This is a genomic window from Rhodoferax sp. GW821-FHT07F03 (genome assembly GCF_059418745.1).
The window spans coordinates 255931-267969 of record NZ_JBWKQM010000007.1; the positions used below are offsets into that span (position 1 = coordinate 255931).

At 62.2% G+C, this 12039-nt stretch carries 12 protein-coding genes; 8 read left to right on the forward strand and 4 right to left on the reverse strand.

The window, feature by feature from the left end; translation table 11 throughout:
• The first annotated feature begins 173 nt into the window (after positions 1-173).
• Positions 174-773 carry an SIS domain-containing protein gene (locus AC07R0_RS12810; protein WP_495096328.1) on the forward strand — a complete coding sequence of 200 codons (600 nt, stop codon included), beginning with the start codon at positions 174-176 and terminating at the stop codon, positions 771-773.
• 107 nt (positions 774-880) lie between these two features.
• Here AC07R0_RS12810 and AC07R0_RS12815 read toward each other — a convergent pair whose 3' ends face one another.
• Positions 881-2224 carry an MFS transporter gene (locus AC07R0_RS12815; protein WP_495096329.1) on the reverse strand — a complete coding sequence of 448 codons (1344 nt, stop codon included), beginning with the start codon at positions 2222-2224 and terminating at the stop codon, positions 881-883.
• Between the two features lie 166 nt (positions 2225-2390).
• Here AC07R0_RS12815 and cyoA point away from each other — a divergent pair, with 166 nt between their 5' ends.
• From cyoA to AC07R0_RS12850, 7 genes are all read left to right on the forward strand, one after another.
• Positions 2391-3464, forward strand: a complete 1074-nt coding sequence (cyoA, locus tag AC07R0_RS12820) for a ubiquinol oxidase subunit II (RefSeq protein ID WP_495105098.1) — start codon at positions 2391-2393, stop codon at positions 3462-3464.
• Between the two features lie 87 nt (positions 3465-3551).
• The gene (gene cyoB, locus AC07R0_RS12825) at positions 3552-5555 is read left to right on the forward strand and encodes a cytochrome o ubiquinol oxidase subunit I (protein ID WP_495096331.1); all 2004 of its coding nucleotides are present in this window, start codon (positions 3552-3554) and stop codon (positions 5553-5555) included.
• Positions 5548-6183 carry a cytochrome o ubiquinol oxidase subunit III gene (cyoC, locus tag AC07R0_RS12830; protein WP_495075594.1) on the forward strand — a complete coding sequence of 212 codons (636 nt, stop codon included), beginning with the start codon at positions 5548-5550 and terminating at the stop codon, positions 6181-6183. Before cyoB ends, cyoC begins: the two co-directional genes overlap by 8 nt.
• Positions 6180-6587, forward strand: coding sequence for a cytochrome o ubiquinol oxidase subunit IV (gene cyoD, locus AC07R0_RS12835; protein WP_495105099.1), 408 nt, complete (start codon positions 6180-6182; stop codon positions 6585-6587). The genes cyoC and cyoD overlap by 4 nt, the downstream gene beginning before the upstream one ends.
• A gap of 2 nt (positions 6588-6589) precedes the next feature.
• On the forward strand, positions 6590-7381 hold the full coding sequence (locus AC07R0_RS12840) for an SURF1 family protein (protein WP_495105100.1): 792 nt from the start codon (positions 6590-6592) through the stop codon (positions 7379-7381).
• A gap of 8 nt (positions 7382-7389) precedes the next feature.
• Positions 7390-8715, forward strand: coding sequence for an ATP-binding protein (locus AC07R0_RS12845; protein ID WP_495075591.1), 1326 nt, complete (start codon positions 7390-7392; stop codon positions 8713-8715).
• The gene (locus AC07R0_RS12850; protein ID WP_495096334.1) at positions 8705-9241 is read left to right on the forward strand and encodes a response regulator transcription factor; all 537 of its coding nucleotides are present in this window, start codon (positions 8705-8707) and stop codon (positions 9239-9241) included. The genes AC07R0_RS12845 and AC07R0_RS12850 overlap by 11 nt, the downstream gene beginning before the upstream one ends.
• A gap of 54 nt (positions 9242-9295) precedes the next feature.
• Here the strand turns inward: AC07R0_RS12850 and AC07R0_RS12855 are convergent, their stop codons facing one another.
• The 3 genes from AC07R0_RS12855 to AC07R0_RS12865 all read right to left on the reverse strand — a co-directional run bounded on the left by AC07R0_RS12855 (position 9296) and on the right by AC07R0_RS12865 (position 12039).
• The gene (locus AC07R0_RS12855) at positions 9296-10501 is read right to left on the reverse strand and encodes a DUF2252 domain-containing protein (RefSeq protein WP_495105101.1); all 1206 of its coding nucleotides are present in this window, start codon (positions 10499-10501) and stop codon (positions 9296-9298) included.
• A gap of 125 nt (positions 10502-10626) precedes the next feature.
• Positions 10627-10980 carry an H-NS histone family protein gene (locus tag AC07R0_RS12860; protein WP_495105102.1) on the reverse strand — a complete coding sequence of 118 codons (354 nt, stop codon included), beginning with the start codon at positions 10978-10980 and terminating at the stop codon, positions 10627-10629.
• A gap of 63 nt (positions 10981-11043) precedes the next feature.
• Positions 11044-12039: a helix-turn-helix domain-containing protein gene (locus AC07R0_RS12865; RefSeq protein ID WP_495105103.1), complete on the reverse strand. Its 996-nt coding sequence runs from the start codon at positions 12037-12039 to the stop codon at positions 11044-11046.

Consider the following 12039-nt stretch of genomic DNA (forward strand, 5'->3'; position numbering starts at 1 on the left):
GAAAACACATGCTTCATGCACATTTTTCAAATATTTAGAATATTCAGTCCTTCGATCTATTTGGTACGCATTTTTTTGCACTGCAACACGGCATATGCGTCCACCCGTCTGGTAGGGCCTTCCCACGCAGTGCCACACCAGCGGTATAGTCCAGCGCCACCATCGGAGAGCCCATGCAAAACCACATCACATCCAGCCTGAACGAGGCCCAGGCAGCACTAACCGCACTGCTGAGCAACCCAGCGGCGCTGGCCACCATCGAAGATGCGGCCCGGTTGCTGATACGCGTGTTCGAAAACAAGGGCCGCGTGTATTCCTGCGGTAATGGCGGCTCGATGTGCGATGCCATGCACTTCGCCGAGGAGCTGACCGGCCGCTACCGCCTGGACCGCCCCGGCCTGGCCGCCACCGCCATCAGCGACGCCGGCCATATGACCTGCGTGGGCAATGACCTGGGCTACGAGCAGGTGTTTTCACGCTATGTCGAGTCCCATGGCCGGCCCGGCGACTGCCTGGTGGCCCTGAGCACCAGCGGCACCAGCAAGAACGTGGTACGCGCCGCCGCCGCCGCCCGCGCACTGGGCATGGAGGTCATCATCCTCAGTGGCAAGCGCAGCGAAGCACTAGAGGCCCTGAGCACGGTCTATATCTGCACACCCGGTGGTCAGTTCGCCGACCGGGTGCAGGAACTGCATATCAAGGTGCTGCACATCCTGATCGAGCTGATTGAGCGCAAGCTGTTTCCACAGAACTACGCCAGCGCTGCGGCCTAATTTTTAGAGCTACAAAAAATATAGCTGCTAGTGCAGGTAATTCCTGCGTTAGCAGCTATTTTTATGCCTGAGCCGAGCGCAGTGATGGCGCCCAGTTCGTATGCCCCTCAATCGCGGTCGGCCAGCACCCTGTTGACGCGCAACGCGGCCAGGGTGCAAATCGCGCCCGACAGCAGGTAAATACTCACATAGGCCAGGCCAAAGCGGGCCGACAAGCCCAGCGCCACCAGGGGTGCAAAGGCGGCGCCGATCAGCCAAGCCATATCGGTCGTGAATGCCGCTCCGGTGTAGCGGTACTTAGCGCTGAAATTGCTGGTCATAGCACCTGCTGCCTGGCCATACGACAAGCCCAGCAGCGCAAAGCCGATCAGGATGAAGGCATCCTGCATGGCCGGGCCGCCGTCCAGCAGAATGGGTGCAAACACGCTGAACACCGCAATCAGGCAGGCCAGCAGACCCAGCGTGCTACGCCGGCCGATACGGTCGGCGATCAAGCCCGAGGCGATCACACCGACGATGCCAATGGCGCCGCCGAAGATCTGCACCAGCAGCACGCTGTTCACCGGCTGGGAGGCATGCAGGTTGATCCAGGACAGCGGGAACACCGTCACCAGGTGGAACAGTGCGTAGCTGGCCAGCGCAGCAAACGCGCCCAGGAACACGTTGTAGCCTTCGGCTCGCACCAGCTCAATGGTGCCGGCAGGTTCCAGCTCGCGGTCTTCCAGCAGGCGGGTGAACTCATCGGTCACCACCAGTTGCAGGCGCGCAAACAAGGCCACCACGTTAATGGCAAAGGCCACATAGAAGGGATAGCGCCAGCCCCAATCCAGGAAGTCCACCGATGAGAGGCTGGAATGCAGGTAAAGATACAAACCACTGGCGGCCATGAAGCCGATAGGCGCGCCCAGCTGGCCCAGCATGGCGTACCAGCCACGGCGGTTTTTCGGTGCATTCAGCGCCAGCAGCGAGGGCAGACCGTCCCAGGAGCCACCCAGTGCAATGCCCTGCAAAAAGCGCAGCACCGACAGCATCACGATGGCGGTAAAGCCCAGGCTGGCATAGCCCGGCAAGAACGCCATGCCCGCTGTCGAGATACCCAACAGGAACAGCGCCGTGGTCAGCTTGACACCACGCCCCCAGCGCCGCTGGATGGCCATGAACAGGGCCGAGCCTATGGGGCGTGCAATGAATGCGAAGGAAAAGATGATGAAGGAATACAGCGTGCCTTCCAGCCGTCCATCGAACGGGAAGAACACCGAGGGGAACACCAGCACCGAGGCCAGGCCGTATACAAAGAAGTCGAAATACTCGGAGGTACGTCCTATCACCACACCCACAGCGATGTCGCTGGGGGCCACGTGTCCCTGATTTTCGGGGCCAAGAGTATGGGCCGACGACTCCGAAGTGCGTATTGGCGTGGAGGGATATTCTTGCGCGATGCTTGGCACCATACTTGCTCCTTGCTATATTGAAGCGGCGCAAAGGATGGGTGTAGCCAGATCGCGCCGTGAGAGACATGTTGCCACAGGCATAGGACAAAATGTCCCAGTTCATGGCTCCATATATCAGGGAAAATACTTAACCCTTTTGTGTTCTCGCTTTTTCTACCTGCCTGGCATGCCATCACTCAAAAATCTCCGCGCACTGCTTCTATTGCCGGCCATCGCTCTGCTGGCCGGATGTAAAGCAGTACTCATGAGCCCGTCCGGCGACATCGCCGTACAGCAACGGGACCTGATCATCGTCTCCACCCTGTTGATGCTGGTGATCATCGTCCCGGTGATCATCCTGACGCTGTTGTTTGCCTGGCGCTACCGCAAAAGCAATACCGAAGCCACCTACGACCCCGAGTGGCACCACTCCACAAAGCTGGAACTGATGATCTGGGGCGCACCGCTGCTGATCATCATTGCCCTGGGCGCCATCACCTGGATCAGCACCCACACGCTGGACCCCTACCGCCCGCTGCAGCGCCTGGACGCCGACCGCGTGATCCCCGCCGACGCCAAACCCCTGGTGGTGGAAGTCGTGGCACTGGACTGGAAGTGGCTCTTCATCTACCCCGAGCAAGGTATTGCCGTGGTGAACGAGCTGGTGGCACCGGTAGACCGCCCCATCAGCTTCAAGATCACCGCCTCCTCGGTGATGAACTCCTTCTTCGTGCCCGCGCTGGCCGGCCAGATCTACGCCATGCCAGGCATGGAAACCAAGCTGCACGCCGTGATCAACAAGGCGGGTGAATACGAAGGCTTCTCGGCCAACTACAGCGGTGCCGGTTTTTCAGGCATGCGCTTCAAGTTCCATGGCGTGAACGAGGCCGATTTCGAGCAGTGGGTCAAGACCGCCAAGGCTGGTGACGGTGGCGCGCTGGGCCGCGACGCCTACCTGAAGTTGGAACAACCCAGCAACCGTGACCCGGTGCACCGCTATGCCTCCGTGTCCGAAGACCTGTATGACGCCATCCTGAACCGCTGCGTGGAAAGCAACCGCATGTGCATGAAGGACATGATGGCCATCGATGCCCAGGGCGGCGTGGCCGGCCCAGAAGGCAAGTACAACATTGCCTCGATGGATGCCGCGACCCGTAGCCGCATTGGTGTGGACGCCACCAACCGCAAATACGTGGGCGCCATGTGCACAGTCAATGATCCTCTGGGCACGACGGCTAGCGCCGCGACCCAGCCGATCTGAGGCATAGCCCAGCCAGTTCTTTCTCTCCGCGCCGCTCATACCGGCATTTCGGCCTGAGCCGTTTATTTTTTGGCATCCGGAATCACGATGTTCGACAACCTCGACCTAACAAAGCTCATATTCGGCCGTCTCACCTGGGACGCCATTCCATTCCACGAGCCGATTCTGCTGGCCACCTTCATCGCCGTGGCGATCGGTGGCGTGGCAGTGCTGGGCGCGCTGACCTATTTCCGCCTCTGGGGCTACCTCTGGCGCGAATGGTTCACCAGCATCGACCACAAACGCATCGGCATCATGTACGTCATCCTCGGCCTGGTGATGCTGCTGCGCGGCTTTGCCGACGCGGTGATGATGCGTGCACAGCAGGCTTTGTCTTTCGGTGACAACGCCGGCTTCCTGCCGCCGCACCACTACGACCAGGTGTTCACCGCCCACGGCGTGATCATGATCTTCTTCGTGGCCATGCCCCTGGTGACCGGCCTGATGAACTTCGTGGTGCCACTGCAAATCGGCGCACGCGACGTGGCCTTCCCGTTCCTGAACAACTTCAGCTTCTGGATGACGGCCAGCGGTGCCGTGCTGGTGATGATGTCGCTGTTCGTAGGTGAATTCGCCCGCACCGGCTGGCTGGCCTACCCACCGCTGTCCGGCCTGCTCTATAGCCCCGACGTGGGGGTGGATTACTACATCTGGTCGCTGCAGATTGCCGGCGTGGGTACGCTGCTATCGGGTATCAACCTGCTGGCCACCATCGTGAAGATGCGCGCACCCGGCATGAAGATGATGAACATGCCCGTGTTCACCTGGACCGCACTGTGCACCAACGTGCTGATCGTCGCCGCATTCCCCATCCTGACCGCCGTGCTGGCACTGCTGTCACTGGACCGCTATGTCGGCACCAACTTCTTCACCAACGACTTCGGCGGCAACGCCATGATGTACGTGAACCTGATCTGGATCTGGGGCCACCCCGAGGTGTACATCCTGGTGCTGCCGGTGTTCGGCGTGTTCTCCGAAGTGGTCGCCACTTTCTGCAGCAAGCGTCTGTTCGGCTACGCCTCCATGGTCTATGCCACGGTCGTGATCACCATCCTGTCCTACCTGGTCTGGCTGCACCACTTCTTCACCATGGGTTCGGGGGCCAGCGTCAACTCGTTCTTCGGCATCACGACCATGATCATCTCCATCCCCACCGGGGCGAAGATCTTCAACTGGCTGTTCACCATGTACCGTGGTCGCATCCGCTTTGAAGTCCCCATGCTGTGGACCATCGGCTTCATGATCACCTTCGTGATCGGGGGCATGACCGGCGTGCTGCTGGCGGTGCCTCCAGCCGACTTCGTGCTGCACAACAGCTTGTTCCTGATCGCCCACTTCCACAACGTGATCATCGGTGGCGTGTTGTTCGGCTTGATGGCCGGCATCACCTACTGGTTCCCCAAGGCCTTCGGCTACAAGCTGGATTCGTTCTGGGGCAAGTGCTCGTTCTGGTTCTGGTTCATCGGCTTCTACTTCGCCTTCATGCCGCTGTATGTGCTGGGCCTGATGGGCGTGACCCGCCGCATGAGCCACTTTGAAGACCCCTCGTTGCAGATCTGGTTCCAGATCGCTGCCTTCGGCGCGGCACTGATCGCCATCGGCATTGGCTGCTTCCTGATCCAGCTGGTCGTCAGCTACATCCGCCGTGAATCGCTGCGCGACCACACCGGTGACCCATGGCAAGGCCGTACGCTGGAATGGGCGACCTCCTCGCCACCGCCCGCCTACAACTTCGCCTTCACCCCCGTGGTGCATGACAACGACGCCTGGTGGGACATGAAAAAGAACGGCTATGTTCGCCCCACGGACGGCTTTATCGCCATCCACATGCCCAAGAACACCGGCGCTGGCGCCATCCTGGCAGGCCTGAGCACGGTATTTGGCTTCGCGGCGATCTGGCATATGTGGCCGTTGGCCATCCTGGCCTTCCTCTCCCTGGTGGTCGCCACGATCGTGCATACCTTCAACTACAAACGTGACTACCACATCAGCGCGGACGAAGTCGTCCGTACCGAAGCCGTCCGTACCCGTCTGCTTGCCCAACATGTCTAACACCACCGCCCACACCTCCGCCGCAGGCGCGTCGGACAAATACCGCTACTACCTGCCCAACGAGCACCACGTCGAGAACAGCACGGCGCTGGGCTTCTGGATCTACCTGATGAGCGACTGTCTCATCTTCGCCTGCCTGTTCGCCGTGCACGCGGTAGTGGGCCGCAGCTACGCGGCCGGCCCTTCGGGCGCCGAGCTGTTCGATCTGCCCCTGGTGGCGGTCAACACCTCCATGCTGCTGCTGTCCTCCATCACCTATGGCTTTGCCATGCTGGAGATGCAGAAGAACAAGGTCAGCGCCACCCTGGGCTGGCTGGCCATCACCGGCCTGTTCGGCGCGGTCTTCATCGGCCTGGAGCTGTATGAATTTGTGCACCTGATCCACGAAGGCGCGGGCCCGCAACGCAGTGCCTTCCTGTCCTCGTTCTTCACGCTGGTCAGCACCCACGGCTTGCACGTGACCTTCGGCATCATCTGGCTGATCACACTGATGGTGCAGGTCGGCAAGTACGGCTTCACCGCCGCCAACCGCCGCCGCCTGATGTGTCTGTCCATGTTCTGGCACTTCTTGGACGTGGTCTGGATTGGCGTATTTACCTTTGTCTACCTGATGGGAGTGCTGGCATGAGCGCACACAACGATAGCCACAATAGCCACGCGCACGGCGCAGACGACCATGGCCACGGCCATGACGACGGCGCTGCCCACAGCACCTTTGGCGGCTATATGACCGGCTTCGTGCTGTCCATCATCCTGACGGCGATTCCGTTCTGGCTGGTGATGGCCAAGGTCTTCGACAAGCCCGCCACCACCGCCTTTGTGGTGCTGGGTTTCGCCGCCGTGCAGATCGTGGTGCACATGGTGTACTTCCTGCACATGAACACCAAGTCCGAAGGCGGCTGGACGCTGCTGGCACTGATCTTCACCGTCATGGTCGTGGTCATCATGCTGGCTGGCTCGCTGTGGGTGATGTACCACCTCAACCACAACATGATGCCTGTCTCCGCGCATGAAATGAAGAACATGCCTTGAGCGTGGCGACACACACCACCGCAGCGCCCGGACGTGGTCCGCGCCCTGCCGGGGCCCTGGCCGCGCTCGCACTGTGCGCGGCCTTTTTGTTTGTCGGCTTCCTGGCGCTGGGCACCTGGCAGGTCGAACGCCGCGCCTGGAAGCTGGACCTGATAGCCCGAGTGGAACAGCGTGTACATGCCGCGCCCACGCCAGCCCCCAGCCAGGCGCAATGGCCGCAGGTCAATGCCGCCGCCGATGAATACCGCCACGTGACGCTAAGCGGCCGCTACCTGCACGACAAGGAAACCCTGGTACAGGCCAGCACCGTGCAAGGCACCGGCTTCTGGGTGCTGACCCCTTTGCAGCTGGCCGACGGCAGCCTGGTTCTGGTGAACCGGGGCTTTGTGCCGCCCGAGGCACGCGAACGCGCCAGCCGGCGCGATGCCGGGCCGCAGGGCAACACCACAGTCACCGGGCTGCTGCGCCTGACCGAGCCCGGCGGTGGCTTTCTGCGCCGCAACGATGCCGCTGACGGCCGCTGGTACTCGCGCGATATACAGGCGCTTGCAGCCGCCCGTGGCCTGGCGCTGGTCGCCCCTTATTTTGTGGATGCGGACGCCCAGCCTGGCGACTCAGCCAGCGCTGCGACCCTGCCGGTGGCTGGGCTGACGGTCATCACCTTCCACAACAGCCATCTGGTGTACGCGCTCACCTGGTACACCCTGGCCTTGATGGTGGCGGGTGCCAGCTGGTTCGTGGGGCGCGTAGAGTGGAAGCTGCGGCGCGCAGCAAAGGGTGTTGCGCTATCCTGACTCTCGCCATGAAGCCCGCCCCCACCAGCAACAGTCCCGCCAGCAGCGCCGAACTGGACGACAGCGCAGACATCATGAACATGCAGCAGCTGATACAGCTGCGCTGGTTTGCCGCGTTCGGCCAGGTGGCCACCATCTCCATCGTGCACTACGGCTTCGGCATCCACCTGCCGCTGCAGCCCATGCTGGCCGTGCTGTCCTGCCTGCTGCTGTTCAACCTGACCAGCCTGCTGTACTGGCGTACCCACCGCGATGTGTCCAACGGCGAGCTGTTCATTTCCCTGCTGGTTGATGTGGGTACGCTGACGGCCCAGCTCTACCTCAGCGGCGGCGTCAGCAACCCGTTTACTTTTCTGTATCTGCTGCAGGTCACGCTGGGTGCTGTGCTGCTGCGCACCTGGGCCACCTGGACCATGGTGGCGATTACCGCGGCCTGCTTTGCGGGCCTGGCCGTGTTCGCCCAGCCCCTGCCGCTCCCCATGGCACACGACCTGGGTCTGTACAGCCCCTACGTGGAAGGCATGCTGGTCTGCTTTGCGCTGAACGCCATACTGCTGGTGGTGTTCATCACCCGCATCGAGCGCAATCTGCGCCAGCGTGACGCGCGCCTGGCCAGCCTGCGCCAGCGCGCCGCCGAGGAAGAACACATCGTGCGCATGGGCCTGCTGGCGTCCGGCGCCGCGCACGAACTGGGCACACCGCTGGCCACGCTGGCGGTCATCCTGGGCGACTGGAAGCGCATGCCCACCTTCACCAACGACCCGGAGCTGCTGCAAGAGGTAGGCGAAATGCAGGCCCAGGTAAAGCGCTGCAAAAGCATCGTCAGCGGCATCCTGCTGTCGGCCGGCGAGACCCGTGGCGAAGCGCCCGCGAAGACCTCCATCTGCACCTTTCTGGACGAGCTGGTAAGGGAATGGCGCGCCACCCGCTCGGCCACGGCCCTGGTCTACGACAATCAGTTGGTGCAAGACTTACCCATGGTTTCCGACTCCACCATCCAGCAAATGGTTTGCAATGTGCTGGACAACGCCTTTGAAGCCTCGCCCCGGCTGGTGCGTCTGGAAGCATCTTGCGATGAAGAGACCCTGACCCTGCGCGTCACCGACGCCGGCCCCGGCTTCCCGCCGGCCATGCTGGAGCATGTGGGCAAGCCCTACCAGTCCACCAAAGGACGCGCCGGCAGCGGCCTGGGCCTGTTCCTGGTGGTCAACGTAGCACGCACCCTGGGCGGCACGGTGTCGGCCAGCAACCCATCGATAGGTGGTGCCGAAGTCCGCATTCGCCTGCCGCTCTCGTCCATCGTATTGCAAGGGGGCGCCGCACATGTCCACTGAGCGCCAGCTGCTGATCATCGAAGACGACGCCGCCTTTGCCCGCACGCTCAGCCGCTCCTTCGAGCGCCGGGGCTACCAGGTACGGCAGGCCAGCAGCCTGGAAGAGGTCAGCACCCTGCTGCAAACCCACACCCCCGGCTATGCGGTGGTGGACCTGAAGCTGAATGGCGATGCCTCCGGCCTCGCCTGCGTACAGATGCTGGCCACCCACGACCCGACCATGCTGATCGTGGTGCTGACCGGCTTTGCCAGCATCGCCACCGCAGTGGAGGCCATCAAACTGGGCGCCTGCCACTACCTGGCCAAGCCGTCCAACACCGACGACATCGAGGCCGCCTTCGAGTCCACCGCCGGCAATGCCGAGGTGCAGCTGACCAACCGCGCCAGCACCCTGAAAACCCTGGAGTGGGAGCGCATCCACCAGACCCTGGCGGAAACCGGCTTCAACATCTCCGAGGCCGCACGGCGCCTTGGCATGCACCGCCGCACCCTGGCGCGCAAGCTGGAAAAGCAGCAGGTCAAATAAGATTTGCTACCAAATAAATAGCAACCTGCGCAGGTATCTTCTGCGACGGCAGCATTATTTCCATACACGGAAAGCGCCATCCGCATAGGCCTGGGCATAGCGTTGGTAGTCGTGCTCCACCTGCTTGCTGCAGTCCGCAGCGGCCTCCAGCAGCTTGGTCTGCCACTTGCGGCCCTGGGCAAAGGCGATGAGTTCGTCGGCCGTGGCCGAACCCTGCCGCCCACCGCTACGCAGCTGGCCCCAGGCCACGATCTGGCCCATGGTGGCCATCACCTTCTGGATATCGGCCAGCGACTGCCGGGCGCGGTCCAGGCTGACCCTGTCTTCGGTGGGCTGCAGCCCGCGCAGCACATAGGAGCGGCGCCCCCGCACCACGGGCTGCAAAAACGCCATGGACACCGCCTGCACGCGCCGCTGCAGTTCCACAATGCGCGCCGCCTGTGATGGCCAGGCCGGCTGTGCACAGGGCACAACCGCCTGCAGAGCCGAGGGCAGGGCCTGCTTCAGGTCCAGCAGGTAGTTGCCGTCTGGCGAACCCTTGCCCTGCACCAGCACTGCGTAGCGCTCCACGCCCAGGCTGCCGGTGCCGGCCACACGGCGTGCCACGTCCAGCACCTTGTAGAAGTGGGGTTCGGCCTGGGTCGCCGCGAAGGCGGCCATCTGCTCATTGACCTGCGCCCGCTGCTCACGGCTGGCGGGCAGGGTCTTTTTGCGGCCACCCTTGAATGTGCGCTTCTTGCCGGTCACCGGGGCATAAGCATCCAGCAATTCCGGGCGCTGGCGATTACGCAGTCCGTCCAGCAGGTCGCCCACCAGACCGCGCGCAGTTTGCGTTTCCACCCAATAGGCTTTGCCCTGCGACAGGGTGCTGACGTAGCTGTGCAGAAAGCCCTCGCACAGCTGCTGCGCCTCGTCTGCACGCAGGCCCAGACTGTGTGCGCCCACCTGCAGGCTGGTCAGCATGCGCACCAGGTCCCAACTGGCAGGCGCCAGAATGGCTTCGTCGAAGTCATTCATGTCGAAATAAGCCAGCCGGTTATCGCCTTTGTAGCTGCCGAAGTTCTCAAAATGCAGGTCGCCGCAAGACCACACCGGCGGCGCCGACTTGAACACCCCCTTGCACGCCAGCTGCTGGTAGAACAGATGGCAGCTACCGCGCAGAAAGACAAATGCATCGGCCTGCATCTTGTCGTACTTGATCTGCAAGCGCTCGGGCTCGCGGCCTGCATTGAAGTCCAAAATCTGCTGCACTACATCCATGCGGCCTCCCATCCATCCACACAGGCGCTACAAAAACAAGAGCTGCCAGCGCAAGTGATACCTGCGCCAGAGTCTTATTTTTTATAAATCATTGCGCCAAAGAACTGCAGGTGCAGGCAGTGGAATCAGGACTTCACCAGCAGGTCTTCGGCCGTCTTGCCGCTTTCCAGCGCGGCCTTGAACCAGCCGGGGCGCTTGCCGTGCCCGGTCCAGCTATGGCCCGCTTCGTCCCGGTACTTGATGACACGCTCGGCCTTGGGCTTGGCAGCCGCTTTTGCTGCCGGGTCCGCGGCCTTGCGCCGACCCCGTGTTTTGGCGGCAGACTTGGCGCCAAAGAGATCGTCCACGGTCAGGCCGTAAAAGGCGATGGCACTTTGTATGCGCTCAATCACGCCGCCGACTTCTTTTGCACGGATCGCAGTTGCTTCTTTTTGAAGTTTGTCAATTTGACGCTGAATGCTTGCCAAAGTTTTTGCCATGAAGATTTCCAAGGTAACGTCGTTAACAGACTGGAACCACCGCTGCGGTGGCGTAGAGACAATCTAACCTCTTTTTATTCCAGCGTCCGCATTTTCGCGCCAAGTTGTCCGCCCTGCGCAAAAAACCGGCAATCGCAAGCGCGATTGACCGTGCCTCCGCCGCCAAGTGCCCGGCGGCGTGCCTATGTGTTGGGTGAAGACCCGGGTGAAATGGCTCTGGTCGGCAAAGCCGCAGCCAGCGGCAATATCGGCCAGTGACTGTGCGCCTTGCGCGAGGAGTTCGCAGGCCATGTCCACGCGCTGCTTCATCAGCCACTGGTGCGGCGTCTGGCCCAGGGTGTCGTGGAATGCGCGGATGAAATAGCTGCGTGACAAACCGCAGGCCTGGGCGATGTCGCTGACCGACAGCTTGCCGTCCAGACTGCCCAGCAGCATCTCCTTGGCGCGCGCCTCGTGCTGCCGCGACAAGCGCCGGTTCGGGCGCAGCGGGCGCGTCACCGCACCGCCGTACTGCTCAATCAGGTAGGTGCCTATGGCCACACTCATCTGGTCCACAAACAGCGTGCTGGCTTCATGCGGCCGCGCCAGCGTGGGGGCCATGGCGCGGGCCAGGTTGGCCAGCACCGGGTCGTGCATGCCGGTCACACACTCCAGGCCGGTGACGCGCCGGCCGTCGCGCTCATCGGTAGCGCTGTCGAAAAATTCACGCGAAATCTCTACCAGCAAAAAGTCGAATGGCCCTTGCAGATCGGCCCGGTAATCGTCGGCAAAATTCCGCACATACACCGCGCTGGCTTCAAACTCGTGCGAGGAGGTATGGTGCCCATGGAAGATGCGACGGCGGTGGCCCCCGTTCAACGAGATGCCTACTAGGTAGCCGCGGTCGCTGGCCGGGGTGAAGACGGGGCTCAGGCCGGGGTTTTCGACGCGTTTACGGTAGAAGCGCGCCCCCGCGCCGGCCAGCTCCTGGTCCTGGTGGAGCCGGCTGGCCACGCAACCCAGGGAGTCCTTGGCTTGTACCAGCGGCGGCTGCACAGTGGGCGCATGCTCAAGCCGCAT

Coding starts and splice junctions, on each gene's coding strand:
- AC07R0_RS12850 (WP_495096334.1), top strand. CDS start 8,705: ATGTCCACTGAGCGCCAGCTGCTGATCATCGAAGACGACGCCGCCTTT.
- AC07R0_RS12810 (WP_495096328.1), top strand. CDS start 174: ATGCAAAACCACATCACATCCAGCCTGAACGAGGCCCAGGCAGCACTA.
- cyoB (WP_495096331.1), top strand. CDS start 3,552: ATGTTCGACAACCTCGACCTAACAAAGCTCATATTCGGCCGTCTCACC.
- AC07R0_RS12845 (WP_495075591.1), top strand. CDS start 7,390: ATGAAGCCCGCCCCCACCAGCAACAGTCCCGCCAGCAGCGCCGAACTG.
- AC07R0_RS12815 (WP_495096329.1), bottom strand. CDS start 2,224: ATGGTGCCAAGCATCGCGCAAGAATATCCCTCCACGCCAATACGCACT.
- AC07R0_RS12855 (WP_495105101.1), bottom strand. CDS start 10,501: ATGGATGTAGTGCAGCAGATTTTGGACTTCAATGCAGGCCGCGAGCCC.
- cyoA (WP_495105098.1), top strand. CDS start 2,391: ATGCCATCACTCAAAAATCTCCGCGCACTGCTTCTATTGCCGGCCATC.
- cyoC (WP_495075594.1), top strand. CDS start 5,548: ATGTCTAACACCACCGCCCACACCTCCGCCGCAGGCGCGTCGGACAAA.
- AC07R0_RS12865 (WP_495105103.1), bottom strand. CDS start 12,039: ATGCGGCTTGAGCATGCGCCCACTGTGCAGCCGCCGCTGGTACAAGCC.
- cyoD (WP_495105099.1), top strand. CDS start 6,180: ATGAGCGCACACAACGATAGCCACAATAGCCACGCGCACGGCGCAGAC.
- AC07R0_RS12860 (WP_495105102.1), bottom strand. CDS start 10,980: ATGGCAAAAACTTTGGCAAGCATTCAGCGTCAAATTGACAAACTTCAA.